Below are 26,158 nucleotides of genomic sequence, written 5' to 3'. Positions count from 1 at the left end.
CGCAGTAGCCGAAAGGGATGAGGATGTTCGAGGAAGACAACGCGCAGTGGGGGCTGGTGCATGCCCTGGTGCTGGACGGTAAAGGCGGTGCGCGTTCGATTGCCCGGACCGAGCTTGACGAGTTGCAACTGCAGCCCCAGGAAAGCCTGTGGCTGCATTGGGACCGCAGCCATCCGCAAACCCAGACCTGGCTGCGCAAATCCAGCGGTTTGAGTGAATTTGCCTGTGACCTCCTGCTGGAAGAAAACACCCGTCCGCGGCTGCTGCCGCTGCCGGATGCGGAACTGCTGCTCTTTCTGCGCGGGATCAATCTCAATCCCGGCGCGGAACCGGAAGACATGGTTTCGGTACGTATATTCGCGGCAGCCAATCGGGTGATTTCCCTCAGGTTGCGCCCGTTACGCGCCACCGATGAGCTGCTGGTGCAATTGGCCGAGGGCAAGGGCCCCAGAACTGCATCGGAACTGATCCTTTATATGGCGCAGTACCTGACCAACAAAGTGCAGGATCTGGTCACTGGGCTGTCCGAAATTGTCGATGCCGAAGAAGAAAAACTCGATGCCGACGAACGGTATACCCCCGAGCACGGCAGCGTCTTGCAGATCCGTCGGCGAGCGGCCGGGCTCAAGCGTTTCCTGGCGCCGCAACGGGATATTTTTGCGCAGCTGACGCGAATCAAACTGGCGTGGTTCTGTGATGACGACGCTGACTATTGGAACGAATTACACAACAGCCTGACCCGTTACCTTGAAGAGCTCGAATTGGCTCGGGAGCGTGTGGGGCTTGTACTTGAGGCCGAAGACCGGCGCCTGAGCCTGCGCATGAACCGCACCATGTACCGCTTCGGCATCATCACCGGCATCTTCTTGCCGATGAGTTTTCTGACCGGCTTGCTGGGCATCAATGTAGGGGGAATACCGTTTTCCAGCAGCCCTTACGGATTCATGATTGCCTGCCTGCTGATGATCTCGGTGGCGCTGGGTCAATGGTGGCTTTTTCGACGGTTACGCTGGGTTTGAGCTGAATATGAGCTGAACGTAGGAAAGGGTCGATGTGACCCGATGAATTTTACCCTCGTCTTTTAAATCACTTGCGAGAGGTCTCTATGCACGATCCGTTCGAACAGTCTTTGCGTGACATGCTCAATGCTTCGCCATCCAACCGTGATGACGATGCCTGCCTGGGCCGCGTACTGAAAACCGCCAACCGTCAGGTAGGGGCGGGGGACCTGTTCGGTCTGCTCGGGCGTTGGGTGCCGGCGTTGATGATGGCCCTGAACAACGGTTCGGCCCATGTATCACCGGTTTCCCGGCATAAACCTCTTGCTCGCACTGCTGATAAGGCTGATTGAATATGGAACTTGATCTCTGGACCCAGAGCCTGGTCACCGCAATGACCGCATTGTGGACCAAGGTGGCGAATTTCATTCCCAACCTCTTTGGTGCCCTGGTCCTGGTACTGCTGGGCTTTGTCGTGGCCAAGCTGCTCGACACCCTGTTGTCCAAATTGCTCGCCAAACTCGGGCTGGATCGCCTGATGGCCGGTACCGGCCTGACCAAGCTGCTGGGCCGTGCCGGGCTGCAGGTGCCGATTTCGACGCTGATCGGCAAGATCGTTTATTGGTTCGTTCTACTTATTTTTCTGGTTTCTGCGGCTCAGTCCCTTGGACTTGAGCGAGTTTCAGCTACGCTCGACATGCTGGCACTGTATTTGCCGAAAGTATTCGGCGGCGCGCTGGTGCTGCTGGTCGGCGTTTTACTCGCGCAACTGGCCAATGGCCTGGTACGCGGAGCCGCTGAAGGTGTCGGCCTGGACTATGCGGCAGGCCTGGGGCGAATTGCCCAGGGACTAGTGATCATCATCAGTATTTCGGTCGCGATCAGCCAGTTGGAGGTCAAAACTGACCTGCTGAACCACGTTATCGTGATTGTTTTGATTACCGTTGGTCTGGCCGTTGCACTGGCCATGGGCCTGGGAAGCCGGGAAATTGCCGGTCAGATTCTTGCGGGAATCTACGTGCGTGAGCTGTATCAGGTAGGGCAACAGGTGCGTGTGGGCGAGGTCGAAGGGCAAATCGAGGAGATCGGCACCGTCAAGACGACCGTGCTGACCGATGACGGGGAACTGGTGTCGCTGTCCAACCGGATTCTCATGGAGCAGCAGGTCAGTAGCCGCTAAACCGGCAAACCCTGCTAATGTACGCCGCCGCGAACCCGGCTGACCGGGTTGCAGCGGACATTGACCTGACTGCCGGCACGACTTGTTTTGAATAAAGCCCAAACGCTGTCCACGCGCTATGACCCCCGTGAGCTCTCTGATGAGGAGTTGGTCGCGCGTTCGCACACGGAGCTGTTTCACGTAACACGCGCGTACGAAGAATTGATGCGCAGATATCAACGCACTCTGTTCAACGTTTGTTCAAGGTATTTGGGGAACGATAGGGATGCGGACGATGTCTGTCAGGAAGTGATGCTCAAGGTGCTGTACGGCCTGAAGAACTTCGAGGGAAAATCGAAGTTCAAGACCTGGCTCTACAGCATCACGTACAACGAGTGCATCACGCAGTATCGAAAGGAACGGCGAAAGCGTCGCTTGATGGACGCCTTGAGTCTGGACCCCCTTGAGGAAGCGTCTGAAGAAAAGGCGCCGACACCCGAGGAGAAGGGCGGACTCGATCGCTGGTTGGTGCATGTGAATCCGATTGACCGTGAAATTCTGGTGCTACGATTCGTCGCAGAATTGGAATTTCAAGAAATCGCTGACATCATGCATATGGGCTTGAGTGCTACAAAGATGCGTTACAAACGTGCTCTTGATAAATTACGTGAGAAATTTGCGGGCGAGACTGAAACTTAGTGCGTAGCAAATATCTCTTACGTGTAGGCAAGTTCTGTTAGACTTGTCGCCGAGTTGTCCCCCGGTTTGTGGGACTGCTTTACAATCACCAGATGGGGATTTAACGGATGAAACTGAAAAACACCTTGGGCTTGGCCATTGGTTCTCTTATTGCCGCTACTTCTTTCGGCGTTCTGGCACAAGGCCAAGGCGCAGTTGAGGGCGAGCTGTTCTACAAGAAGCAGTACAACGATAGCGTCAAGCACATCGAAGACGGCTTCAACCCTGGCGCTCGCATCGGTTACTTCTTGACCGACGACCTGTCCTTGAACCTGTCCTACGACAAGACTAACCACACCCGTTCGAACGACGGTACTGGCAACCAGAAGATCAAAGGTGATACCGGCAGCCTCGTTGCCCAATACCACTTCGGTCAAGCTGGCGTTGACAGCCTGCGTCCATACGTTGAAGGCGGTTTCGGCCACCAGAGCCGTACCAACGTGCAAGCTGACGGCCACAGCGGTCGCGACCAGACCACTTTCGCTACCATCGGTACCGGCGTGAAGTACTACTTCACCAACAACCTGTACGCTCGTGCTGGTGTTGAAGCTGACTACGGTCTGGACAACGGCAAGTGGGACTACTCCGCACTGGTTGGCCTGGGTGTGAACTTCGGCGGTAACGCTGGCGCAGCTGCTCCAGCTCCTACCCCAGCACCAGCTCCAGAGCCAGTTCCAGAGCCAGAAGCTCCGGTTGCTCAGGTTGTTCGTGTTGAGCTGGACGTTAAGTTCGACTTCGACAAGTCCGTTGTTAAGCCTAACAGCTACGGCGACGTGAAAAACCTGGCCGACTTCATGGCTCAGTACCCAGCTACCAACGTAGAAGTTGCTGGTCACACTGACTCCGTAGGTCCAGACGCTTACAACCAGAAGCTGTCCCAGCGTCGTGCTGACGCTGTTAAGCAAGTCCTGGTTAAAGACGGCGTGGCTCCTAGCCGTGTAACTGCTGTAGGTTACGGCGAATCCCGCCCAGTTGCTGACAACGCAACTGAAGCTGGTCGCGCTGTTAACCGTCGCGTAGAAGCGTCGGTTGAAGCTACCGCTCAGTAATTACTGAGTAGTAGAGAAAAGCCCGGCTCAGGCCGGGCTTTTTTTCGCCTGCGATTTACCTCAAGCGCTGGCCGCTGCCGCATCGCATGCCATTTGCGCCGCGCCGGCAACACGGCCAATCACCAGGATTGCCGGGCTTTTCAGCGCAAAAGCCTGCGCGTCTTCGTGCATGGCGGCGAGGTGGCTACGGCATTCGCGCTGTTCGGGCAACGATGCATTTTCAATCATCGCCACCGGCATATCCGCAGCCATGCCGCCCTCCAGCAGCTGTTGCCGGATCTCTTCGAGCTTGGCCACGCCCATGTACACCACCAGCGTCGTTCCGCCCTCGGCCAGTGCGCGCCAGTTCAGGCTGCTGTCATCCTGGGTATGCGCGGTGACCAGGGTTACGCCACGGCTGACGCCGCGCAAGGTCAACGGGATATGGCAATTCGTCGCTCCAGCCAGTCCCGAGGTGATGCCGTTGACCAGCTCCACCTCGATCCCACGCTCGCGCAGCCACGTCGCCTCTTCGCCACCCCGCCCGAAAATACACGGATCGCCGCCTTTAAGCCGCACCACACACTTGCCCTGGCGTGCATAGCGCAGCATCAGACGGTGAATGAACGCCTGCGGCGTAGAGCGACAACCGCCGCGCTTGCCGACGGTAATCACGCGCGCGTCCGTGCAGTGTTCCAAGACAACCGGGTTGACCAGATCGTCGATCAACACCACGTCTGCTTCATGCAGGGCCCTTACCGCTTTGAGGGTGAGCAATTCCGGATCACCGGGCCCAGCGCCTACCAGCCACACTTTTGCGCTCATGTTTTCCCCTCACACACTGATTGCGAATGGCTGCGGGCTGGCGGCCAGCAGACGTTTGATTTCCGGCACGCAGGAGCCGCATTGCGTGCCGCATCCCAGTTGCTGTTTGAGCCCGGTCAGGTCCATGCCACGGGCAATTGCGGCGCACACCGCGTTTTCGCTGACATTCTTGCAATTGCACAGGATCTTGCTGCTGGCCGGCGCTCCCCCCGGTGGCGCGCTCAGGGGCGCCAGGAGCCAGCGCCGCAGTTGATCGTCGGTGCGGCCCTCCAACCACAGGCTTTGCAGCCAATGCCGGGCCAGGGTTTCGCCGGCCAGACGAACCGCTGTAATACGGCCCTGTTCGATTTTCACCCGTTTGCCGATAGAGCGGCGCGGGTCGTCATAGGCCATCACCGGGCCGTCGTGCAGGCCCAGCAACTGGTCGATACGGGTCAGTATCTGCAGGTCGGGCGCCTCGGTATGGGCTGCGCGCACCAGCAGCGCCGGCCGCTCGCGCCCGCTCAGGCTCAGGCTGACGTAGGCAAATTCTTCGCACAGCGGGCGCAGGGCGTCGAAATGTCGTTGCACGTCACCCTCGATCAGCGCGAACAGCTGCCACGGCAGTTGCACCGCTTCCAGGCGCACACCGCTGTGTTTGAGTTCCGGCTGTTTCGATAACGGATCGAACGCCGGCTGAGTGAGCACATTGACGCCGCCTTTGAGAAACCGGTCGCCCCAATGCATCGGCAGGAACGCTTGACCGGGGCGCACGCTGTCATCGCTGGTGACCGCGACCACCACATTGCCCCGACGGCTTTTCAGGTTGACCAGGTCGCCTTCCTTGAAGCGGTGACGACGCAACTCGTCCGGGTGCAGGCTCAACAGCGCCTCGCTGACATGCCCGAACAGCTGCGCCGCCGTGCCGGTGCGGCTCATGCCGTGCCACTGGTCGCGCAGGCGACCGGTGATCAGGGTCAGGGGAAAGCGTGCGTCACGCTGCTCCTTGGCGGCGCGATAAGGCTCGGCGACAAATTGCGCACGGCCGTTATCAGTGGGGAAAATGCCGTCGACGTAGAGTCGTGGTGTTCCGGCTTGTGCGCCCACGGGAAACGGCCACTGTTGCGGGCCGAGTCGGTCAAGCAGGGCATGGCTGAGGCCTGACACATCCAGGTCACGCGCTTGAGTCAGCAGCTTGAACTCGTCAAAGATCTGCGCGGGTTGCTCAAAGGCAAACAGGCTGTCCAGCCCCGGCCGCAGACGGCGCTCCAGGCGCTGCGCGAAATCCACGGTAATCGCCCAGTCCGGTCGCGCTTCGCCCGGTGGGGTGATGGCGCGACGCACGTGGGAAATACGCCGTTCGGAATTGGTCACCGTGCCTTCTTTTTCACCCCAACTGGCGGCGGGCAGCAGCAGGTCGGCGTAGGCGGCGGTCTCGGTGGTTCGAAAGGCCTCCTGCAATACCACGAACGGACACGTCGCCAGCGCTGCACGCACTGCATTCTGGTCCGGCAACGATTGGGCCGGGTTGGTGCAGGCGATCCACAGCGCCTTGATCGTGCCCGCCTGCACCTGTTCAAACAGTTCGATAGCCGTGAGGCCGGTGGTTGCGGGCAGTTGGTCGACACCCCAGTAAGCGGCTACTTCTGCGCGGTGTTCGGGGTTGGCGGCGTCGCGGTGCCCAGGCAGCAGATTCGACAAACTGCCGGTTTCGCGCCCGCCCATGGCATTGGGTTGGCCGGTCAGGGAAAACGGCCCGCAGCCTGGCCGGCCAATCGTACCGGTGGCCAGGTGCAGGTTGATCAGCGCGCTGTTTTTTGCACTGCCCGCGCTCGATTGGTTAAGGCCCATGCACCACAGCGACAAGAAGCTACTGGAGGTGCCCACCCACTGCGCGCACAGGCGCAACTGCTCGATGCTGATGCCGCACAGTTGCGTGACCATTTGCGGCGTGTAGTCATGCACCAGGCGTTTGAGCGCTGCCAGGCCGTCGGTATGGGCGTGAATGAAATCGCGGTCGATCCAGTCTTCCCACAGCAGCAGATGCAAAATCCCATGGAACAGTGCGACATCCGTGCCCGGCAGGATCGCCAGGTGCAGGTCAGCCAAGTCGCAGGTGTCGGTACGGCGTGGATCGATCACCACCACGTTCATCTGCGGCCGTCGCGCCTTGGCCTCCTCCAGGCGTCGGTACAGTACCGGGTGCGCGTAGGCCATGTTGCTGCCGACGATCATCACACAGTCGCTGGTCTCCAGATCTTCATAGCTGCACGGTGGCGCATCGGCGCCCAGGCTACGTTTGTAGCCCACCACTGCCGAGGACATGCACAGCCGTGAGTTGCTGTCGATATTGTTGGTGCCGACCAGCGCCCGCGCCAGTTTGTTGAAACTGTAGTAGTCCTCGGTCAGCAATTGCCCGGAGATGTAGAACGCCACGCTGTCGGGGCCGTGTTCGGCAATGGTGTGGGCGAATACGGTGGCCGCATGTTCCAGGGCGCTGTCCCAGTCGGTGCGGGCGCGGGCCAGGTCTTTGCCCAGACGCAACTGCGGGTACAAGGCACGGGCGTCGAGGTCACCGGTCAGGTGCAGGCTGGCGCCCTTGCTGCACAGCTTGCCGAAGTTGGCCGGGTGGTCCGGGTCGCCTTGCACGCCGAGGATCCGGGTGTCGTCATGCTCGATCAGCACGCCGCAGCCCACCCCGCAATAACAGCAGGTGGACGCCGTGACCTGGCGGTTCATCACCCTGCATCCCGCAGGGCCAGCATCACTCGGCCGTTTTCCACGCGGGCGAGGTGATGATGGGCGCAACCGATATCCGGCGCCTGGGCTTCACCGGACGCCAAGTCGATCTGCCAGTTATGCAGCGGGCAGGCCACGCGTTTGCCATAGATCAAGCCCTGGGACAGCGGCCCGCCTTTGTGCGGGCAACGGTCATCGAGTGCGAAGACTTCATCGTCGCTGGTGCGAAAAATCGCAATGTCGCCCTTGGGCCCGTTGATGATGCGCGAGCCCAGGGCGTTGATTTCTTCCAGGGCGCAGATATCCAGCCAGTTCATGCCGGCACCTCCAATTGCTTGACCGGGATCACATCGAATTCTTTTTTCAGCAGCGGCTGTTCCAGGCGTTCTTTCCAGGGGTCTTGCTCGAACGACAGGGAAAACTGCAGACGCTCGTTGAGGGCCTGGCGCCGGGCCGGGTCTTCCAGCACGGCTTTCTTGATATGGTCCATGCCGACCCGCTGCAGGTAGTGCACGGTGCGCTCCAGGTAGAAGGCTTCTTCGCGGTACAGCTGCAGGAATGCGCCGTTGTATTCGCGCACCTCTTCAGCGGTCTTGAGCTTGACGAAGAACTCCGCGACTTCGGTCTTGATCCCGCCGTTGCCGCCGATATACATCTCCCAGCCTGAGTCCACACCGATAATTCCGACGTCCTTGATGCCCGCTTCCGAGCAGTTGCGTGGGCAACCGGACACCGCCAGCTTGACCTTGTGCGGCGACCACATGTTGAACAGGTCGTGCTCCAGCTCAATGCCCAGTTGCGTGGAGTTTTGCGTACCGAAGCGGCAGAACTCGCTGCCTACGCAGGTCTTCACGGTACGGATGGATTTGCCGTAGGCGTGCCCGGACGGCATATCAAGGTCCTTCCACACGCCAGGCAAATCCTGCTTCTTGATGCCGAGCAAGTCGATGCGCTGGCCACCGGTCACCTTGACCATCGGCACGTTGTACTTGTCGGCCACGTCGGCGATACGGCGCAGTTCCGACGGGTTGGTCACGCCGCCCCACATCCGTGGGACGACCGAATAGGTGCCGTCTTTCTGAATGTTGGCGTGGGCGCGCTCGTTGATCAGGCGCGATTGCGGGTCGTCCCTGGCTTCGCCCGGCCAGGTGGAGATCAGGTAATAGTTCAGCGCCGGACGGCAGGTGGCGCAACCGTTGGGCGTGCGCCAGTTCAGGTAGCTCATGGTGCCGGCGATGGTCAGCAGGTGCTGGTCGCGAATGGCCTGGCGGATCTGCCCGTGATTGAGGTCGCTGCAGCCGCAGATGGCTTTTTCGCTCTTGGGCTTGACGTCGGCGGCCCCGCCCACGGTATTGATCAGAATCTGTTCCACCAGCCCCACGCAGGACCCACAGGAGCTGGCCGCCTTGGTGTGCTTCTTCACGTCATCGACGCTGAACAGCCCCTGTTCCTGGATCGCTTTTACGATAGTGCCCTTGCACACGCCATTGCAGCCGCAGACTTCGGCGCTGTCGGCCATGCTCATGGCTTTGTCCTGGCCTTGATGGCCCACATCGCCCAGCGCATTTTCGCCAAACATCAAGTGATCGCGAATCTCGCCGATCGCGTGGTTCTCACGGATCTGGCGGAAATACCAACCGCCATCGGCGGTATCGCCGTACAGGCAGGCGCCGACCAGGATGTCGTCCTTGATCACCAGTTTCTTGTACACGCCGCCGATGGGGTCGGAGAGGGTGATGGTCTCAGTGCCTTCGCCGCCCATGAAGTCGCCCGCGGAGAACAGGTCAATGCCGGTAACTTTGAGCTTGGTGGAGGTCACAGAACCTTTATAGGTGGCGAAACCCAACTGGGCGAGATGGTTGGCGCACACCTTGGCCTGTTCGAACAGCGGTGCGACCAGGCCGTAGGCGATCCCACGGTGGCTGGCGCATTCACCGATCGCATAGATGCGCGGGTCGTAGGTTTGCATCGTGTCGTTGACCAGAATCCCACGGTTGCAGGGGATGCCGGACTTTTCCGCCAGTTCGGTGTTGGGGCGGATACCGGCGGCCATCACCACCAGGTCGGCGGGGATGATGTCACCGTTCTTGAACTGCACCGAGCCGACGCGGCCATTGCCGGCGTCATGCAGGGCCTGGGTCTGTTCGCACAGGCGAAACACCAGGCCACGGCTTTCCAGCTCGGTTTGCAGCAACTGGCCACTGGTCTTGTCCAATTGCCGTTCCAGCAGCCATTCGCCGATGTGCACCACGGTCACCTGCATGCCGCGCAGCATCAAGCCGTTCGCGGCCTCCAGGCCGAGCAGTCCGCCACCGATCACCACCGCGTGCTTGTGGGTCTTGGCGGTGTCGATCATGGCCTGGGTGTCGGCGATATCGCGGTAGCCGATCACGCCCTGCAAGGTGTTACCTGGAATGGGCAGGATAAACGGCGTGGAACCGGTGGCGATCAGCAGGCGGTCGTATTCGGCTTCGGTACCGTCCTCGGCGATGACGCGGCGCTTGACCCGGTCGATCTGCACCACCTTGCGGTTGAGCAGCAGCTTGACGTGGTTGTCGAGATACCAGTCCAGATCGTTGAGCACGATCTCTTCGAAGGTCTGCTCGCCGGCCAGTACCGGTGAGAGCAGGATGCGATTGTAGTTGGTGTGGGGCTCGGCGCCGAATACCGTGATGTCATAGAGGTCGCTGCTGAGCTTGAGCAATTCTTCCAGGGTGCGAACCCCGGCCATGCCGTTGCCGATCATCACCAGTTTGAGTTTTTTCATGTCGCTCTCCGACCAATCACGCGCAAACAAAAAAAGGCGTCCCCGCTATTTACCTAGCGAGGACGCCTTTGTCCTGGTCCCGTTCTCTCGGGAAGCTCGATCCTTCGACGTTGAAGGCGCGGCTGTATGTGGGTTGTTGAAGAGGCTAATGCAGCAGCTGTGCCAAGTGTCGCTTACCCCGGTTTTATTAGGGATTCAACGCGGATGCGTAAGAATTTTGCCCGTTAGTGGTGCAATAGCCAGAACAGCAGCACCAGATTGATCAGCAGCGAAGCCGTCGCCAGGGTCTGCCAGACCTTGAGCGGTTCACGCTCCAGCAAGGGGCGCGGGCGTATGCTCAGTTCGCGGCGGTCGGCCTGTTCCAGCACCAGCAGCCATTCTTCGGCGGTCTCATAGCGCTGCTGCGGTTGCGCGGCCACGGCGCGTTCCAGGCTTGCAGGCAACCAGTCCGGCACATCGGGACGGTAGCGGCTGGCGCTGACCGCCTGAGTGAAGCGCGGGCGTTGGAAGGCTTCGATTTCGCCATAGGGATAGTGGCCGGTCAGCAGGTAATAGAGCGTGACGCCGACGCTATACAAATCCTGTTGTGGCGTAGCACGTTCACCGCTGAATGACTCCGGCGCGATAAAACTCGGGGTGCCGGGCAGCACGCTGGCACGGTCTTGCGACAGCCCCGGGCAGTAGGCCAGGCCGAAATCCAGCACGCGCAGTTCGCCGTCGTCTCCCAGCAACAGATTTTCCGGCTTGATATCGCGGTGCAGGATCTGCCGTCGGTGCAGCAGGCCGACCGCGCGCAGTAAACGCTCGGCGATGGACTGCCATTGCGCCAGGGGCAACGGGCCCTGGCGCTTGAACAGTTCGGCAAGGGTTAGCCCCGGGTATTCGCGCATCACGTAGTACAAGTGCTGGCGTCCACTGGCGGCATGCACTTCAGGAAACGCGCGGCCGGCGACCCGCCGCAGAAACCATTCTTCCGAGAGCAGGGCCTGGGCGGCGTCAGTGTCGTCGTCGCGGCTTGACGCCAGGGTTTTCAGCAGCCAGGGACGCTGCTGATCATCCTGTACCCGATACAGCAACGACTGTCGGCTCTGCGCCAGCAGGCTGTGCACCTGCCACCCCTCGAAACGTTGCCCGGCCTTGAGCGGCGGCGGCAGCGGCCACTGCTGCAACTGCACCAGTGCGTCGCCCAGCGTGGCGGCGCCGAGGGCATCGACGCGCACCAGCAAGGCGCTGGCATTGTCCTGGCTGCCCGCCAAATGCGCGGCATTGACCAGGGTGTTGACCGCCAGGTCCAGGTCGGTCTGCTCGCGCAGAATCGCGTTGATGCTGTGCTCACCCAACGTGGCCCAGACCCCGTCGCTGAGCAGCAGGAAGCACTCGCCTGCGCGCAGTTCTCCATCGAGAAAATCCAGTACCAGGTGCTGGTCCAGGCCGAGGGCGCGCTTGAGCACATGCTGCATGCCCGGTTGTTCCCACACATGGTCCTCGCTGATGCGCTGCAGCTCGCCGTCCAGCCAGCGATAGGCGCGGCAATCGCCGACGTGGGCGAGGGTGAAACGCTGGCCGCGAAACACCAGGGCGCTGAGGGTGGTCAGCAGCGGCTGACCGCCGCCATTGGCTTGCAGCCAGCGGTTCTGTGCGACCAATAAGCGCTCCAGCGCCTGGGCCACGCCCCAGGTCTGCGGCGTGGCGTAGTAGTCCAGGGCCAGTGCCTGCAAGGTCGAGCGCGCGGCCAGGCCACCGTCGGCGCATTGGCTGACGCCGTCGGCCAATGCGCACAGGTAGCCTTTGCTCGCGGCCAACTCCGCCCTGGGTGTGACGACCCGCAACGCATCCTGGTTTTCTGCCCTGGGGCCAATCGCACTGGCCTGGGCGATGCTCAGTTGCAGGCTCATCAGACGCGTGCAGCGGTCACGGCAGCCGAACCCCAGGTGGTTCTCCAGCGGCGTTTGACGCCGTGCAGGCCAAACCAGGCCAGCACGCCGAGGCTGGCGAACAACCACAGCGCCAATTGGTAACTGCCGGTACTCTGCTTGATCGCGCCCATGCCGGCGGCCAGCGCAAAACCGCCGATGCCGCCGGCCATGCCGATCAGGCCGGTCATGACGCCGATCTCACTGCGAAAACGCTGGGGCACCAGCTGGAATACCGCGCCATTACCGGCGCCGAGGCCGAGCATGGTGCAGACGAAAAGCGCCAGCGCAGCGTAGGAGCTGGGCAGGTTGAAACCCACCGCCGCAATGCAGATCACCGCCACGCTGTACATGCCGAGCAGGGTCTTGATCCCACCGAAACGGTCCGCCAGGGCGCCGCCCAGCGGGCGCATCAGGCTGCCACCGAAGACACAGGCCGCGGTGTAGTAGCCGGCGGTCACCGGGCTCAGGCCGTACTGGTCGTTGAAGTAGCCGGGCAGGGCGCTGGCCAGGCCGATAAAGCCGCCAAAGGTCACGCTGTAGAAGAACATGAACCACCAACTGTCGCGATCACCCAGGGCTTTGAAATAGTCGGCCATCGCCTTGGCTTTCGGGCGTTGCGGAGCATTGCGCGCGAGCCAGGCGAACACGATCAGGGTGAGGATCAGCGGAATCAACGCGAAGCCGAATACATTGCTCCAGCCAAAGGCAGCCGCCAGTACCGGTGCCAGCAGGGCGGCAAACACGGTGCCGGAATTGCCGGCGCCGGCGATGCCCATGGCTTTGCCCTGGTGCTCGGCCGGATACCATTGCGAGGCCAACGGCAGGGCGACGGCAAAAGAGGCACCGGCCATGCCCAGGAACATGCCCAGCAACAGCGCTTGCTCGTAGCTGTGAATGCCCAGTTTCCAGGCGCAGAACAACGCCACGATGACAATCACCTGGCCAATCAGCCCGGCAGTCTTGGGCGACAGCTTGTCAGCCAGCATGCCCATGAGAAAGCGCAGCACCGCGCCCGCCAGGATCGGCGTAGCGACTACCAGGCCGCGCTGTTGAGTGGTCAGGTGCAAGTCGGCGGCAATCTGTACCGCCAAGGGGCCCAGCAGGTACCAGACCATGAAACTCAGGTCGAAATACAGGAACGCGGCAAACAGGGTCGGGGTGTGCCCGGATTTCCAGAAGCTTGATTTCATCACGCACCTCAACGGTTGGGGGGGCTTGTCAGAAGGCCTGGTGACCCCATGCGCTGGGGCCGGAACGAAAAAAAACGCCGCCACCGGGTTCGCGAGGGCAAACCGGGTGTGCGACGTCTTTGTCGTTGGTGGGGCAACCGCCGTTGGCTACCTGTGACGGTTCTATAGCAAGAGCCGCGCCAGATCAGCCGAGCAGTTCGCTCATGGCAATAATCTGTTCGGCCACCTGAATCAGTTTCTGCTGCCGGCTCATGGCCTGGCGGCGCATGAGGGTGTAGGCGTCTTCCTCGTTGCAGTCCTTCATTTTCATCAGCAGGCCCTTGGCCAGCTCGATGCGCTTGCGTTCCGCCAACTGTTGATCGCGGGCATGAAGCTGGGCGCGCAAGGCCTGGTCGCTTTCGAAGCGTGCCATGGCCACCTCGAGGATCGGTTGCAGACGCTGGGCCTGGATGCCTTCGACAATATAGGCGCTGACCCCGGACTTGATCGCCTGGCGCATGACATTCGGGTCATGTTCATCGGTGAACATCACGATAGGGCGGGGCTGGTCGCGGCTGACCAGCACCACCTGTTCCATCACATCGCGGCCGGGTGACTCGGTATCGATCAGGATCACGTCGGGGCGCACTGTTTCGACGCGTGCGGGCAAGTCGATGGTCAGGCCGGATTCATCGATCACCTCAAAGCCGGCCTCGGTCAGCGCGGCCTTGAGCCGGCCGACTTTGCGCGGGGTGTCGTTGATCAAAAGGATTCGCAGCATGGTCGTGCTCCTAGCGCAGCGCTTGGCGGCTGATGTCATCCGCCATGGCGTGCAGGCGGAAGCTGCGGGCATAGCCGGCGGGGTCGGAGCCGTCCCAGATCCTGCCGTCGATCAACTGGCTGCTGCGCATGTCCTGGCCATTGGTGGCGACGCCGACGGCGCTCGCGGCTTGACGGTACACATCCAGTTGTTGCACCTGACGGGCAACGGCAAGATAGTCCGGGTCTTCGCGCAGCAGGCCCCAGCGACGAAACTGGGTCATGAACCACATACCGTCGCACAGGTAAGGCAGGTTGACCGCGCCATCGGCGAAGAACCGCAGCGCATGCGGGTCCTGCCACTGGTTGCCCAGGCCATCTTCGTAGTGGCCCAGCAGCCGTGGCTCGATACAGTCCAGGGGGGCGTCGAGGTACTCGCGGGCGCTGAGCAGTTGGGCGGTGGAACGACGGTTTTGCGTGCTCGCTTCGATAAAGCGACTGGCCTCGAGAATCGCCATCACCAATACGCGCGCCGTATTGGGATACTGGTCGACGAAAGCTTGGGTACAACCGAGGACTTTTTCCGGATGATTCGGCCAGATCGACTGGCTGGTCGCCAAGGTGAAGCCCTGGTTCTGCTTGACGGCGCTGGCGCACCAGGGTTCGCCGACACACAGGCCGTCGATGCGCCCCGCTTGCAGGTGCGCAACCATTTGCGGTGGGGGCACCACCACGCTGTCCACATCCCGCAGCGGGTGGATGCCTTGGCTCGCCAGCCAGTAATACAGCCACATGGCGTGGGTGCCTGTCGGAAAGGTCTGGGCGAAGGTGAGTTTTGTGCGGCTTTGGTGCACGTGGCGATCCAGCGCCTCAGGAGTGACCACGCCCTGCTGTTGCAGCCCACGGGACAGGTTGATGCTCTGTCCGTTCTGATTCAACCCCATCAGCACCGCCATCGGGCTCGGCGCAACGCCACCGATGCCCAGATGCACGGCGTAAATCAGGCCGTAGAGGCTATGGGCGGCGTCCAGCTCACCGCTGACCAGTTTGTCGCGCAGGTTGGCCCAGGACGATTGGCGCTTGAGGTTCAGTGTGAGGCCGTAGGGTTGCGCAAACCCCTGGGTGGCGGCGACCACCAGCGAGGCGCAATCAGTCAGGGCCATGAAACCCAGGTCCAGGCTGCTCTTTTCCGGGGCGTCACTGCCGTTTACCCAGGCCAGCGCCGGATTCACCGGGCTGCTGTCGACCGAATCGTTCATCAACACCTACCTTTTCTCTCAAAAAAAAACGTCGCGCCCTCGGATGGCTATACCGGCCATTAGAGGGAAACGACGCCTTTGTCCGTAGGCCCGTGCCGCCGCTGGCGCGCGCCCTGATAGAGAGTGCTTAGCAAGGCACATGCCACGGGGGCGGCCGTCAGCTTTCCATCATGATTGAACCTCGCCTGCCTTTCAGTATGGCCGCTCTTTTGCGTCCTACCTTCCCCAGGAAAAACCCACGGTGCATGCTGATGCCTCCATTACGACGAACCGCCACCGCCTCGGTCGCACGCTGCTGTGGGTGGCGCTGTTGCTGGTCAGTTGTGTGGTTCGGGGTGAGCCGTATCAGGCCAGGGATGAAAGCCTGGACAGTTTTTTCACTGCGCTGTCGGTGCCGCTGGGGATGCCTGTGGTGGTCAGTCGGGAAGCGGCGCACAGGCGTGTCAGCGGGACATTTGATTTTGACGCACCGCAACAGGTCCTTGAAGCGCTGGCCCGGCAGGAAGGTCTGATCTGGCACAGCGACGGGCAAGCGGTGCATCTCTACAACGCGAGCGAAGCCAGAACCTCTGCGGTGGCGCTGCGGTACATTTCGGTCAACCGGCTGCGCGGCATCATGCGCCGAACAGGCATGGATGAATCGCGCTATCCCTTGCGCGACAGCGGGGTGCGTACGTTCTACGTGTCCGGGCCGCCAAGCTATGTCAGCCAGGTGCTGCGGCTGGCGCAATTGACGGACCGGCAACGCAGTGAGCTGCGTGTGGGGGCGCACGCCTTTGGTGTGGTGCAGGTGTTCAATACCCACGTCGAGGATCGGCAGCATGGGAGCGGCGCAAACAAAGTCACGGTGCCGGGCATGGCATCCGTCATTCAAGGCCTGCTGGCCAGTGAGCAGAAGGGCCCGCTGGCGGACAAGAACCTGACGTTGATCGCCTATCCGGACACCAACAGCCTCCTGATCAAGGGCAAACCTGCTCAGGTCAGCCTGATCGAAAAACTGGTGGATGAATTGGATGTGCCCAAGCAAGTCAACGAAATCTCGTCATGGCGTATGGACGCGGGTCGTGACGAATCGAAGCCCCCGGCCGGGCCGCCGCCATTGACGGCCGCGCAATATGAACGTGTGCAACGTGCGTTCGTCAGGTCGGGCCGCGAGCTTTCTCCCTGAATAAAGGCGTTAGTCCATGTACCTGGAAATACTGCTGCAGGAGCAACTGATCAGCCGCAAGCGACTGGCTGCGTTTGCGCCGGGGAAAGTCTTGCCTCTGGCGCCCGAGGTCATCCACTGCGTGGAGGTACGGGTCAATGGGCAACTGATGGCGGTGGGTGAGTTGGTGCAGTTGGAGGATCGGTTGGGGGTTGAGCTGCATGAGGTGTATCAGGAGTGGCTACCGTATTCCGGTTGAGTCGTGAATTGTCTTACAGCAAAACGCTGAAAGACGCTGATTGAATCGGGTTTTTCCTAACGTGATACGCGAGGCAGGTTTTTATAGTCATGGCATCGGGCAAGTGGGCCCTTACAGGAAGAATGGATTGAATGTCAGCAGTCGAACGTGCAGGTGCCTTATGGCAGTCGTGATTGAAGAATCGACAACGTCCCTCGTTTTCGCTGATTGGACCTTGCATGACGATGGTCGGCTGACAGGCAGGCAAACCGATATTCAACTGCCGCCCAAAGAGGGCAGCGTGCTGCGCTTGTTGCTGGTTTCCGGCGGTTCGTTGATGACCAAGGACCGCCTGTTGGCGCTCGCCTGGCCCAGGGGCGAGGTGGCCGATGAGTCATTGACCCGTTGCATTTATGCTTTGCGCAAACACTTGAGCGCCGATAAAGGGTTTATCAAGACCGTGTATGGCAAGGGGTATCGTTTTACCTGCCCCGTGCAGGTGAAAGACGCTGAGTCGAAGCGGGCCGTGCACATGTGCGCGGCATGCGGACAGATCAGCAATGTATAAGCCGTGGGGCAGGGGCCTGATCCTCGGCCTGCTGCTGGGCAGCAACCAGGCCCTGGCCTACTGCTGGGATGAGGTGGCGCGTCGCTACGACTTCGAGCCGGAGTTGCTGCAGGCGATCGCGGCGGTGGAGTCGGGCTACCGCGCGGAGGCGATCAATTATGCCAACGCCAATGGCACCCACGATATCGGTTTGATGCAAATCAACAGCAGTCACTTGCCTCGCTTGCTCAAGCTGGGCATTACCGAAGAACGGCTGGTGAACGAGCCGTGTCTGTCGGTGGAGGTTGGCGCCTCGATTCTTGCCGGGTTCGTTCAGCGTTTCGGCTATAACTGGACGGCGGTGGGCTCCTACAACGTGGGGGCGGGCGCCGGGGCGGAGCGTGACGCGTTGCGCATGCGATACGCCGAAAAAGTCTGGGCACGTTATGAGGCGTTGATGGCCCATCGTAATGGATGATGGGGCGCACGCCTCGCATGCAGCCCGTCCGCCCGGCTATAATCGCGTTACCTTTCGCCGCCATCCGAGTCTAGCCTGCCCATGTATACCCTGGCCCGCCAGCTGTTGTTCAAACTCTCCCCGGAAACTTCCCACGATCTGTCCCTGGACCTGATCGGAGCCGGTGGCCGCCTGGGGCTCAATGGCCTGGTATGCAAGGCTGCGGCGAAGGTGCCGGTGTCGGTGATGGGGCTCGAGTTTCCCAATCCGGTCGGGCTGGCTGCCGGTCTGGACAAAAACGGCGCGGCCATCGACGGGTTTGCGCAGCTGGGTTTCGGTTTCGTCGAGATCGGCACCGTGACCCCTCGTGCGCAACCGGGCAACCCCAAGCCACGGATCTTCCGCCTGCCCGAAGCCGAGGCGATCATCAACCGCATGGGCTTCAACAATCTGGGCGTGGACCATTTGCTGTCGCGGGTACAGGCCGCGAAGTACAAGGGCATCCTGGGCATCAACATCGGCAAGAATGTCGACACGCCGGTGGAGCGCGCGGTGGACGATTACCTGATCTGCCTGGATAAAGTCTACGCCCACGCCAGCTACGTCACCGTCAACGTCAGTTCGCCCAACACCCCGGGCTTGCGCAGCCTGCAGTTCGGTGACTCGCTCAAGCAATTGCTCGAAGCATTGCGCCAGCGCCAGGAAGACCTGGCGGTGCGCCATGGCAAGCGGGTGCCGTTGGCGATCAAGATCGCGCCCGATATGAGCGATGAAGAAACCGTACTGGTGGCCCAGGCCCTGGTGGACGCGGGCATGGATGCGGTGATCGCGACCAACACCACCCTCAGCCGTGTGGGCGTCGAAGGCCTGGCCCACGGTGACGAGGCGGGCGGTCTGTCCGGCGCGCCGGTACGGGATAAAAGCACCCATATCGTCAAGGTATTGGCCGCCGAACTGGCAGGGCGCTTGCCGATCATCGCCGTGGGCGGGATCACCGAAGGCAGGCACGCGGCTGAAAAAATCGCGGCGGGCGCAAGCCTGGTGCAACTGTATTCGGGCTTTATCTACAAGGGCCCCGCGCTGATTCGCGAATCGGTGGACGCGATCGCCGCGTTGCGCTGAGCAATCGTCAGGCAATAAAAAGGGCTCCCTGAAGGAGCCCCTGGGCCGAAGCCCGCCGTCCGGATAGGACGTGCGTGGTTAAGTCGCTATCTATTCAAGTTGATGTGTCGGAATATAAATGCCCTGATTAGCCGACGGCGTGAAGTTCGTTGAGTCTGTGGATGCCCGCAGTGCCAGTCATACCGTCCCAGTTGTCGCCGCGTCCTTCTCGCCAGCCATTGATCCAGGCTTGGCGTACCGACGGTAGAGTAAATGGGCAAAGCTCACGGGATTTTCCATGAACGCCATATTGATATCCGCGTAAAAATGCTCTTTCCAACGGATCACGCTTAAGTCTTCTCATAGGGTGTTTCCCTCACTTGTTGACTGTCTAGATATCCTTCGGCCTCGTGTGAGGCCGGGCAGAGTTTTTCTGCCGTTGGTGGGCTCGCTGCCGGCGTGGCGAGCCGATGTGTCGGCGTCGTTACGGCGCCAACCTGTGTTGAGTTCTAACCAATAGGTCACATGGATTCAATGATCGTTTTGTCATAAGCACGTAACGATAACGATGCTATAGCCATAAGCTGGGATGGTTTTTCGCCCCTTTTATGAGGCAAAGCCAGCTATGATGTGCCCTGCGAAGACAATGTGTTTAATCCTTTGGTGAGAATGACCACCTGTTGCAGTCGGTTATTATTCGACGAAGGGTCGGAATATTTCTTTTTGTTGCTTCGAATTCTTCTTCTGCACCGTCAATAAAGGCTCGAAGGCCTGTCAGACGGGGTGGAGCGGCACAGGTGTGCCACGCGAGCGCTCTTCAAGAAAAGTGCTTGTTTGAAAACCGAGCCGGCGATGCGTCGCCCGTTCATTTATTGCTGAAAAGCCTGGAATGCCCCATGTCGGACCGTTTTGAACTCTTCCTCACCTGCCCCAAGGGCCTCGAAGGCCTGCTGATCGAGGAGGCCGTCGGGCTTGGCCTTGAGGAGGCCCGCGAGCACACCTCGGCCGTGCGCGGCATGGCCGACATGGAAACCGCCTACCGCCTGTGCCTCTGGTCGCGTCTGGCCAACCGCGTGCTGCTGGTACTCAAGCGCTTCCCGATGAAGGACGCCGAAGACCTCTACCACGGCGTGCTGGATATCGAATGGGCCGACCACATGGTCAGCGACGGCAGCCTGGCGGTGGAGTTCAGCGGTCACGGCTCGGGCATCGATAACACCCACTTCGGCGCGCTCAAGGTCAAGGATGCGATCGTCGACAAGCTGCGCACCCCGACCGGCGAACGTCCGTCCATCGACAAGATCAACCCGGACCTGCGCATCCACCTGCGCCTGGACCGTGGCGAAGCCATCCTGTCCCTTGACCTGTCCGGCCACAGCCTGCACCAGCGCGGCTACCGCCTGCAGCAGGGCGCCGCGCCGTTGAAGGAAAACCTGGCGGCGGCGATCCTGATCCGCGCCGGCTGGCCGCGCATTGCTGCCGAAGGCGGCGCATTGACCGACCCGATGTGCGGCGTGGGCACCTTCCTGGTTGAAGGCGCGATGATCGCCGCCGACATGGCCCCCAACCTCAACCGCGAGCTGTGGGGCTTCACCACGTGGCTCGGACATGTCCCGGCGCTGTGGAAAAAACTGCACGCCGAGGCCGCTGAACGCGCCGCCATCGGCATGAATAAAACCCCGCTGTGGGTGCGTGGCTACGAAGCCGATCCGCGCCTGATCCAGCCGGCGCGCAATAACATCGAGCGCGCAGGCCTGAGCCACTGGATCAAGGTGTACCAGGGCGAAGTCGGCACGTTCGAGCCGCGCCCGGACCAGAACCAGAAAGGGTTGGTGATCTGCAACCCGCCGTACGGCGAGCGCCTGGGTGATGAGGCCAGCCTGTTGTATCTCTACCAGAACCTCGGCGAGCGTCTGCGCCAGGCCTGCATGGGTTGGGAAGCCGCCGTGTTCACCGGCGCGCCGGACCTGGGCAAGCGCATGGGCATTCGCAGCCACAAACAGTATTCGTTCTGGAACGGCGCCTTGCCGTGCAAATTGTTGCTGATCAAGGTCAACCCCGATCAGTTCGTCACCGGCGAGCGACGGACTCCGGAGCAGCGCCAGGCTGAGCGTGAGCAAGCGGCCTATGACCAGTCCCCGGCCGAGCCGGCCGAGCGTCAGTACAACAAGAACGGCAACCCGATCAAGCCGGCGCCGGCCCCGGTGGTCGAACAGGCGCGCTTGAGCGAAGGCGGGCAGATGTTCGCCAACCGCCTGCAGAAAAACCTCAAGCTGCTGGGCAAGTGGGCCAAGCGTGAAGGCGTGGATTGCTACCGCGTGTACGATGCCGACATGCCGGAATATTCCATGGCCATCGACCTGTATCACGATTGGGTGCACGTGCAGGAATATGCTGCGCCCAAGTCCATTGACCCGGAGAAGGCCTCGGCGCGCATGTTTGACGCGCTCGCTGCGATTCCCCAGGCGCTCAACGTCGACAAGAGCCGCGTGGTAGTCAAGCGTCGCGAGCGCCAGAGCGGCACCAAGCAGTACGAGCGCCAAAGCGCCCAGGGCAAGTTCACCGAGGTCAGCGAAGGTGGCGTGAAGCTGTTGGTCAACCTCACCGATTACCTGGACACCGGCCTGTTCCTTGATCACCGGCCGATGCGCATGCGCATTCAGAAGGAAGCCGCCGGCAAGCGTTTCCTCAACCTGTATTGCTATACCGCTACCGCCAGTGTGCACGCAGCCAAGGGCGGCGCGCGCAGCACCACCAGCGTCGATTTGTCCAAGACCTACCTGGACTGGGCGCGGCGCAATTTTTCCCTCAACGGGTTTTCCGACAAGAACCGCCTGGAGCAAGGTGACGTGATGGCGTGGCTGGAAGCCAGTCGTGACGAGTTCGATATGATTTTCATCGACCCGCCCACCTTCTCCAACTCCAAGCGCATGGAAGGCATCTTCGACGTACAGCGTGACCACGTGCAGTTGCTCGACCTGGCCATGGCGCGCCTGGCGCCAGGGGGCGTGTTGTACTTCTCGAACAACTTCCGCAAGTTCCAGCTGGAAGACAACCTCAGCGAACGCTATGCGGTCGAGGAAATCAGCGACAAGACCATCGACCCGGATTTCGCGCGTAACGCGAAGATCCATCGGGCGTGGAAAATCAGCGCACGCTGAGTCGCCAATGTGGGGGGGCAAGCCCTAATGCCAGTCAGGTAGGAGCGAGCTTGCTCGCGAAAATCGTCAACGATAACGCGTGCTTCCTGAATGAACGCGGTGCCTGTGAGTTTTTCGCGAGCAAGCTCGCTCCTACAGACGGTATTAGGGCAAGCCCCCTCCCACATTAAGCGTGCGCATTTTTTACACTGGTCAAACCCCCGACGGATGGCTATAACTTATCGTCCAGCCAAAGTGTCAACCCGCACGCTGGCGCTGTGAGTGTTGCCTATGCCGATGCAAGCCGTACGCCCGAAAATCCTTGGTTTTATCAGTGAGCAGGCATCGGCTTGGCTGGTGGCATTGGTGGTCGTGGCAACCGGTAGCGCACTGACCCTGGTCATCGCGTGGGCCGCTTCCGACCTTTATCAGCAACAGGTGCGACAGCGCTTCCAGTTGCTGGTCAACGAGCGCTACAGCCGGATCCAGGAACGCTTCGAAGACCAGGAGCTGCGCCTGGATAGCCTGCGCCGTTTTTTCGTCAATTCCGACGAGGTGTCCCGCGCCGAATTTGACGGCTTCGCCCAGCCGCTGTTGTTGCATGCGCGTGCCTATGCCTGGGCGCCGCGGGTGTCCGGGGATCAGCGCAGCCAGTTCGAACAGGCCATCTCGCGCCAGCGTGGCGCACCTTTCACCATCCGCGAACTGAATTCGGCAGGTGAGCTGGCGCCGGCTTCCGAGCGCGATGAATACGTGCCGGTCTTATATAGCCAGACCCAGAGTCTGTTGGGCTCGCCATTGGGTTTTGATCTGCTGGCCCAACCCCTGCGGCGCGCTGTTGTCGAGCGCGCACAAGCCAGCGGCCAGGCGGCGGTGTCCCAGCCCATGCAACTGGTGGGCGTGGAGCCGGCGTATGCCGCCGGGGTGCTGCTGGTGGCGCCGGTGCGCAAAGCGGTCGATCCCCAGCCGTACGGTTATGTAATGGCGGTGATCAGCATGCGCCAGCTGGTGGCCGAGGGTTTGCCCAAGTCCAGCCGGGACAACCTGGTGATGCAGATCGTCGACACCTCCGACACGGAGCAGCGCGTGCTGTATGCGTCCAGCAATGTGCCGGGCGACAGCGATCTTGTCGCTGTCCGACGTCTTACCCTCGGTGACCATGTCTATGCGCTGAGCCTGCGAGCCAGTGAGGCATTCGACAAGGCGAACCATTCTTCGACCCACACCATATTCGCCATGGGCGTGCTGCTGAGTGGGCTGCTCGCGGCCTTGCTCTATGTGCTGGTCAGCCAACGCCAGCGGGCGCTGGCACTGGTGGAACAACGTACCGCGCAGTTGCGCCTGCGTGAACAGGAACTGCGCGGCGCACACGGCCAATTGCGCAGTGTGCTGGACGCGGCAACGCACGTCGCAATCATTGCCACTGACTTGCGCGGTGTCATCAACATGTTCAATGCCGGCGCCGAACGGATGCTGGGATTCAAGAGCGACCACGTGGTGGGCCACCTGACGCTGGAAAGCCTGCACCTGGCCTCGGAGCTTGAGGCCCGCGCCACGCGTTTGAGCGCGGCGCTGGGCAAGCGTGTTACGCCGAGCCAGGCGATGCTGGTGGAAAGCCCGGACAGACAGCACGACGCCCGCGAGTGGACGCTGGTGCGTGAAGATGGCAGCCCCTTGACCGTGAACATGCTGGCCACTGTGTTGCTGGATGACCATGGCCTGTGGGTCGGGCACCTGGCCATTTACCTGGATGTCACTGAGCAGAAGCGCGCCTATGAGGCCTTGGCTGTGCGGGATCGCTTGCTGAAAAAGCTCAGTGCCCATGTACCTGGCGGTATCTTCCAGTTCACGCTGGAGCCCCATGATCATTGGCGCTTCATTTATGCCAGCGAAGGCATGCGCGATATTTATGAAATCGAGCTTGGCGTGTTGCAGCAGGATGCGGGCAAAGTCCTGGAACGCATTCATCCACAGGACCTTGAGCGGGTACGCGCGTCGATACGCTTGTCGGCGCTGCAATTGAGCCATTGGCGCGAAGAGTATCGCGTGCAGTTGCCCGAGCGAGGCCTGCGCTGGATTCGTGGCGAAGCGACCCCGGAAGAATTACCCGGCGGCGGTACGTTGTGGCACGGCTATGTATCGGATATTTCCGATCTCAAGCGTGTGGAAGACGAGTTGCGCACGCTGTCCATCACCGACTCCCTGACGGGCATCCACAATCGCCGCTATTTCCAGGACCGTATGAAAGTCGAACTGCTGCGCCTCAACCGCACCTCGGGAGCGCTGTCGGTGATCATGCTGGATATCGACCACTTCAAGCGGATCAACGACCAGCACGGGCATGGTGTGGGGGACGGGGTATTGCGCGAGTTGTGCAGGCGAATCAGCCAGCGCTTGCGCCGCACCGACGTGTTCTGCCGGCTGGGTGGAGAAGAATTCGTGGTGCTCTGCCCGCATACCGATGGCGCCCAGGCCTACCGCCTGGCGATGGAGTTATGGCAGTCGTTGCGCAGCGTGCCGATGGCGCCGGTGGGCGTCGTCACCGCCAGCTTTGGGGTCGCCAGCTGGCGGATCGATGAAGGCATCGATGGGTTGCTGCTGCGCGCGGACTCGGCTGTCTATGTCGCCAAACAGGCGGGCAGGGACCGGGTGGAGCCCGCCCCACAGGCTGATCCGCTGTTCTAGAGCACCGGTGCGGCCGCGACCGCCTTCGGCTGGCGATACAGGTCGAGCAGCACCTGGTCCAGCACCGACGACGCGCCCCACGGTTTGGAATCGTTGAGAATCGCCACCACCGCCCAGGTGTTGCCATTGTTGTCACGGCTGAACCCGGCAATGGCGCGCACGGTGTTCAAGGTGCCGGTCTTCACATGGGCTTCGCCGCGCATGGCGGTGGTCTTCAGGCGTTTACGCATGGTGCCGTCGGTGCCGGCGATCGGCAGCGAGCTGATGTATTCGGCGGCGTAGGGGCTTTTCCAGGCCGCTTGCAGCATGGCCGCCATCTCACGGGCGCTGACCCGTTCGGCGCGGGACAGGCCGGAACCATTCTCCATCACCAGGTGTGGCGCGGTAATGCCTTTTTTCGCCAGCCACTGACGCACCACGCGTTGCGCGGCCTTGGCATCGTCGCCATCGGCATCGTTGCGAAACTGCGCACCCAGGCTCAGGAACAGTTGCTGGGCCATGGTGTTGTTACTGTATTTGTTGATGTCGCGGATGATTTCCGCCAGGTCCGGCGAGAACGCACGGGCCAGCACCTTGGCATCTTTGGGCACCGGCGCCTGGATATCGCGGCCCTGGATGGTGCCGCCCAACTCTTTCCAGATTGCACGCACCGCGCCGGCGGTATAGGTGGCATGGTCGAGCAGCGACAGGTAGGTCTGCGAACTGCAACCGTCCGCCAACTGGCCGCTGACGGTCACGGTCACACTGCCATCGGCCGCGGTCAGCGGGCTGTAGCGCACATCGCCGGTGCACTGTTTGGCGTTGGACACTTTCACCTGGTTGTCGATGCGAATGCTCGCAATCGGCGGCTCGACCGACACGATCACCCGCCCGGCATCATTGCGCGTCACAAAGCGCAGGGCCTTGAGGTTGACCAGCAGGGCATCGGGCTTGACCAGGAACGGCTTGTTCTCGTCGTTGCCGTCGTCATTGAACTCCGGCAACTGTGGTTGCTGGAAGAAGTTGCGATCCAGTACCAGGTCGCCGGTGACCTGTTGTACGCCGTTGGCGCGCAGGTCGCGCATCAACAGCCAGAGTTTTTCCATGTTCAGCTTGGGATCGCCGCCGCCCTTGAGATACAGGTTGCCGCGCAACACGCCGCCACTGAGTACGCCGTCGGTGTAGAACTCGGTTTTCCACTGATGGTTGGGGCCGAGCATTTCCAGGGCCGCGTAGGTCGTCACCAGTTTCATGGTGGAGGCCGGGTTCACCGAAACGTCGGCATTGAACACGGTCGGCGTGCCGGGGCCGTTCAAGGGCAACATCACCAGGGACAAGGCGGTATTTTGCAGTTTGGCCTTCTGAAGGGCCTGGGCAACGCTGGGGGGCAAGGTGTTATTGATGGGAGCGGCGGTGGCATGCAGGGCCAATGGCAGAAGGACACCGGCGAGGAAAACAGAACGCAACGATTTGATCATAAAAAATAAGACCCTACTGCTGAGAAGGGTGAAAAAGGCGAGGGGTATAT

The 26,158-nt window shown here is 61.2% G+C and carries 21 protein-coding genes and 1 pseudogene; 12 read left to right on the top strand and 10 right to left on the bottom strand.

Annotated elements, in window-relative coordinates; all coding sequences use genetic code 11:
* The first annotated feature begins 23 nt into the window (after positions 1 to 23).
* The 5 genes from BFQ04_RS04905 (at position 24) to BFQ04_RS04885 (ending at position 3,944) form a co-directional block, all read left to right on the top strand.
* On the top strand, positions 24 to 1,019 hold the full coding sequence (locus tag BFQ04_RS04905) for a zinc transporter ZntB (protein ID WP_065949827.1): 996 nt from the start codon (positions 24 to 26) through the stop codon (positions 1,017 to 1,019).
* Between the two features lie 86 nt (positions 1,020 to 1,105).
* Positions 1,106 to 1,351, top strand: a complete 246-nt coding sequence (locus BFQ04_RS04900; protein ID WP_065949826.1) for a CrfX protein — start codon at positions 1,106 to 1,108, stop codon at positions 1,349 to 1,351.
* Positions 1,352 to 1,353: 2 nt separating this feature from the next.
* Positions 1,354 to 2,178: a mechanosensitive ion channel family protein gene (locus tag BFQ04_RS04895; protein ID WP_065949825.1), complete on the top strand. Its 825-nt coding sequence runs from the start codon at positions 1,354 to 1,356 to the stop codon at positions 2,176 to 2,178.
* An 87-nt stretch (positions 2,179 to 2,265) separates the two neighbouring features.
* A complete protein-coding gene (sigX, locus tag BFQ04_RS04890) occupies positions 2,266 to 2,856 on the top strand; it encodes an RNA polymerase sigma factor SigX (RefSeq protein ID WP_057721193.1) in 591 nt (196 codons plus the stop codon).
* Between the two features lie 107 nt (positions 2,857 to 2,963).
* On the top strand, positions 2,964 to 3,944 hold the full coding sequence (locus BFQ04_RS04885; protein WP_065949824.1) for an OmpA family protein: 981 nt from the start codon (positions 2,964 to 2,966) through the stop codon (positions 3,942 to 3,944).
* Between the two features lie 60 nt (positions 3,945 to 4,004).
* On the opposite strand, the gene cobA is transcribed toward BFQ04_RS04885, so the two are convergent.
* The 8 genes from cobA to BFQ04_RS04845 all read right to left on the bottom strand — a co-directional run bounded on the left by cobA (position 4,005) and on the right by BFQ04_RS04845 (position 15,336).
* Complete coding sequence (gene cobA, locus BFQ04_RS04880) at positions 4,005 to 4,748, bottom strand: uroporphyrinogen-III C-methyltransferase (protein WP_065949823.1); 744 nt, start codon at positions 4,746 to 4,748, stop codon at positions 4,005 to 4,007.
* Positions 4,749 to 4,757: 9 nt separating this feature from the next.
* Positions 4,758 to 7,466 (bottom strand): nitrate reductase, encoded by a 2,709-nt coding sequence (locus tag BFQ04_RS04875; RefSeq protein WP_065949822.1) that lies wholly within the window; start codon positions 7,464 to 7,466, stop codon positions 4,758 to 4,760.
* Positions 7,466 to 7,783 carry a nitrite reductase small subunit NirD gene (nirD, locus tag BFQ04_RS04870; protein ID WP_057721197.1) on the bottom strand — a complete coding sequence of 106 codons (318 nt, stop codon included), beginning with the start codon at positions 7,781 to 7,783 and terminating at the stop codon, positions 7,466 to 7,468. Before nirD ends, BFQ04_RS04875 begins: the two co-directional genes overlap by 1 nt.
* On the bottom strand, positions 7,780 to 10,233 hold the full coding sequence (gene nirB / locus BFQ04_RS04865; RefSeq protein WP_065949821.1) for a nitrite reductase large subunit NirB: 2,454 nt from the start codon (positions 10,231 to 10,233) through the stop codon (positions 7,780 to 7,782). Before nirB ends, nirD begins: the two co-directional genes overlap by 4 nt.
* 224 nt (positions 10,234 to 10,457) lie before the next feature.
* Positions 10,458 to 12,128, bottom strand: coding sequence for a bifunctional protein-serine/threonine kinase/phosphatase (locus BFQ04_RS04860; RefSeq protein ID WP_065949820.1), 1,671 nt, complete (start codon positions 12,126 to 12,128; stop codon positions 10,458 to 10,460).
* Positions 12,128 to 13,339, bottom strand: a complete 1,212-nt coding sequence (locus BFQ04_RS04855) for a nitrate/nitrite transporter (RefSeq protein ID WP_065949819.1) — start codon at positions 13,337 to 13,339, stop codon at positions 12,128 to 12,130. Before BFQ04_RS04855 ends, BFQ04_RS04860 begins: the two co-directional genes overlap by 1 nt.
* A 184-nt stretch (positions 13,340 to 13,523) precedes the next feature.
* Complete coding sequence (locus tag BFQ04_RS04850) at positions 13,524 to 14,099, bottom strand: ANTAR domain-containing response regulator (protein ID WP_065949818.1); 576 nt, start codon at positions 14,097 to 14,099, stop codon at positions 13,524 to 13,526.
* A gap of 10 nt (positions 14,100 to 14,109) precedes the next feature.
* Positions 14,110 to 15,336, bottom strand: coding sequence for a CmpA/NrtA family ABC transporter substrate-binding protein (locus BFQ04_RS04845; protein ID WP_065949817.1), 1,227 nt, complete (start codon positions 15,334 to 15,336; stop codon positions 14,110 to 14,112).
* A 259-nt stretch (positions 15,337 to 15,595) separates the two neighbouring features.
* Here BFQ04_RS04845 and BFQ04_RS04840 point away from each other — a divergent pair.
* From BFQ04_RS04840 to BFQ04_RS04820, 5 genes and pseudogenes are all read left to right on the top strand, one after another.
* Positions 15,596 to 16,414 (top strand): annotated as a pseudogene (locus BFQ04_RS04840) (secretin N-terminal domain-containing protein); the annotation flags it as partial.
* A gap of 106 nt (positions 16,415 to 16,520) precedes the next feature.
* Entirely contained in the window at positions 16,521 to 16,742 is a 222-nt protein-coding gene (locus tag BFQ04_RS04835; RefSeq protein WP_065887857.1) for a FliM/FliN family flagellar motor switch protein, read from the top strand.
* 160 nt (positions 16,743 to 16,902) lie between these two features.
* Positions 16,903 to 17,289, top strand: a complete 387-nt coding sequence (locus tag BFQ04_RS04830) for a winged helix-turn-helix domain-containing protein (RefSeq protein WP_065949815.1) — start codon at positions 16,903 to 16,905, stop codon at positions 17,287 to 17,289.
* Positions 17,282 to 17,746 carry a transglycosylase SLT domain-containing protein gene (locus tag BFQ04_RS04825; RefSeq protein ID WP_065949814.1) on the top strand — a complete coding sequence of 155 codons (465 nt, stop codon included), beginning with the start codon at positions 17,282 to 17,284 and terminating at the stop codon, positions 17,744 to 17,746. Before BFQ04_RS04830 ends, BFQ04_RS04825 begins: the two co-directional genes overlap by 8 nt.
* 81 nt (positions 17,747 to 17,827) lie before the next feature.
* Positions 17,828 to 18,847, top strand: a complete 1,020-nt coding sequence (locus BFQ04_RS04820) for a quinone-dependent dihydroorotate dehydrogenase (RefSeq protein ID WP_065949813.1) — start codon at positions 17,828 to 17,830, stop codon at positions 18,845 to 18,847.
* A 127-nt stretch (positions 18,848 to 18,974) separates the two neighbouring features.
* On the opposite strand, the gene rmf is transcribed toward BFQ04_RS04820, so the two are convergent.
* On the bottom strand, positions 18,975 to 19,190 hold the full coding sequence (gene rmf / locus BFQ04_RS28275) for a ribosome modulation factor (protein WP_002553055.1): 216 nt from the start codon (positions 19,188 to 19,190) through the stop codon (positions 18,975 to 18,977).
* A gap of 532 nt (positions 19,191 to 19,722) precedes the next feature.
* Here rmf and rlmKL point away from each other — a divergent pair.
* Positions 19,723 to 21,987: a bifunctional 23S rRNA (guanine(2069)-N(7))-methyltransferase RlmK/23S rRNA (guanine(2445)-N(2))-methyltransferase RlmL gene (gene rlmKL / locus BFQ04_RS04815; protein ID WP_065949812.1), complete on the top strand. Its 2,265-nt coding sequence runs from the start codon at positions 19,723 to 19,725 to the stop codon at positions 21,985 to 21,987.
* A gap of 270 nt (positions 21,988 to 22,257) precedes the next feature.
* The gene (locus BFQ04_RS04810) at positions 22,258 to 24,651 is read left to right on the top strand and encodes a sensor domain-containing diguanylate cyclase (protein ID WP_065949811.1); all 2,394 of its coding nucleotides are present in this window, start codon (positions 22,258 to 22,260) and stop codon (positions 24,649 to 24,651) included.
* On the opposite strand, the gene dacB is transcribed toward BFQ04_RS04810, so the two are convergent.
* Positions 24,648 to 26,108 carry a D-alanyl-D-alanine carboxypeptidase/D-alanyl-D-alanine endopeptidase gene (gene dacB / locus BFQ04_RS04805; protein ID WP_065949810.1) on the bottom strand — a complete coding sequence of 487 codons (1,461 nt, stop codon included), beginning with the start codon at positions 26,106 to 26,108 and terminating at the stop codon, positions 24,648 to 24,650. The genes BFQ04_RS04810 and dacB overlap by 4 nt on opposite strands.
* Positions 26,109 to 26,158 lie beyond the last annotated feature (50 nt).

Origin of the sequence: Pseudomonas sp. 37 R 15 (assembly GCF_900004865.1) — a bacterium.
Lineage (GTDB): Bacteria > Pseudomonadota > Gammaproteobacteria > Pseudomonadales > Pseudomonadaceae > Aquipseudomonas > Aquipseudomonas fluorescens_AM.
The sequence above is the reverse complement of the archived record's forward strand: the minus strand, read 5'-3'. Positions and strand labels throughout refer to the sequence as shown.

What these genes read in the sequence shown, in the direction of transcription:
- BFQ04_RS04905 (WP_065949827.1), top strand. Translation starts at nt 24, where the DNA reads ATGTTCGAGGAAGACAACGCGCAGTGGGGGCTGGTGCATGCCCTGGTG.
- BFQ04_RS04900 (WP_065949826.1), top strand. Translation starts at nt 1,106, where the DNA reads ATGCACGATCCGTTCGAACAGTCTTTGCGTGACATGCTCAATGCTTCG.
- BFQ04_RS04895 (WP_065949825.1), top strand. Translation starts at nt 1,354, where the DNA reads ATGGAACTTGATCTCTGGACCCAGAGCCTGGTCACCGCAATGACCGCA.
- BFQ04_RS04885 (WP_065949824.1), top strand. Translation starts at nt 2,964, where the DNA reads ATGAAACTGAAAAACACCTTGGGCTTGGCCATTGGTTCTCTTATTGCC.
- cobA (WP_065949823.1), bottom strand. Translation starts at nt 4,748, where the DNA reads ATGAGCGCAAAAGTGTGGCTGGTAGGCGCTGGGCCCGGTGATCCGGAA.
- BFQ04_RS04875 (WP_065949822.1), bottom strand. Translation starts at nt 7,466, where the DNA reads ATGAACCGCCAGGTCACGGCGTCCACCTGCTGTTATTGCGGGGTGGGC.
- nirD (WP_057721197.1), bottom strand. Translation starts at nt 7,783, where the DNA reads ATGAACTGGCTGGATATCTGCGCCCTGGAAGAAATCAACGCCCTGGGC.
- nirB (WP_065949821.1), bottom strand. Translation starts at nt 10,233, where the DNA reads ATGAAAAAACTCAAACTGGTGATGATCGGCAACGGCATGGCCGGGGTT.
- BFQ04_RS04860 (WP_065949820.1), bottom strand. Translation starts at nt 12,128, where the DNA reads ATGAGCCTGCAACTGAGCATCGCCCAGGCCAGTGCGATTGGCCCCAGG.
- BFQ04_RS04855 (WP_065949819.1), bottom strand. Translation starts at nt 13,339, where the DNA reads ATGAAATCAAGCTTCTGGAAATCCGGGCACACCCCGACCCTGTTTGCC.
- BFQ04_RS04850 (WP_065949818.1), bottom strand. Translation starts at nt 14,099, where the DNA reads ATGCTGCGAATCCTTTTGATCAACGACACCCCGCGCAAAGTCGGCCGG.
- BFQ04_RS04845 (WP_065949817.1), bottom strand. Translation starts at nt 15,336, where the DNA reads ATGAACGATTCGGTCGACAGCAGCCCGGTGAATCCGGCGCTGGCCTGG.
- BFQ04_RS04835 (WP_065887857.1), top strand. Translation starts at nt 16,521, where the DNA reads ATGTACCTGGAAATACTGCTGCAGGAGCAACTGATCAGCCGCAAGCGA.
- BFQ04_RS04830 (WP_065949815.1), top strand. Translation starts at nt 16,903, where the DNA reads ATGGCAGTCGTGATTGAAGAATCGACAACGTCCCTCGTTTTCGCTGAT.
- BFQ04_RS04825 (WP_065949814.1), top strand. Translation starts at nt 17,282, where the DNA reads ATGTATAAGCCGTGGGGCAGGGGCCTGATCCTCGGCCTGCTGCTGGGC.
- BFQ04_RS04820 (WP_065949813.1), top strand. Translation starts at nt 17,828, where the DNA reads ATGTATACCCTGGCCCGCCAGCTGTTGTTCAAACTCTCCCCGGAAACT.
- rmf (WP_002553055.1), bottom strand. Translation starts at nt 19,190, where the DNA reads ATGAGAAGACTTAAGCGTGATCCGTTGGAAAGAGCATTTTTACGCGGA.
- rlmKL (WP_065949812.1), top strand. Translation starts at nt 19,723, where the DNA reads ATGTCGGACCGTTTTGAACTCTTCCTCACCTGCCCCAAGGGCCTCGAA.
- BFQ04_RS04810 (WP_065949811.1), top strand. Translation starts at nt 22,258, where the DNA reads ATGCCGATGCAAGCCGTACGCCCGAAAATCCTTGGTTTTATCAGTGAG.
- dacB (WP_065949810.1), bottom strand. Translation starts at nt 26,108, where the DNA reads ATGATCAAATCGTTGCGTTCTGTTTTCCTCGCCGGTGTCCTTCTGCCA.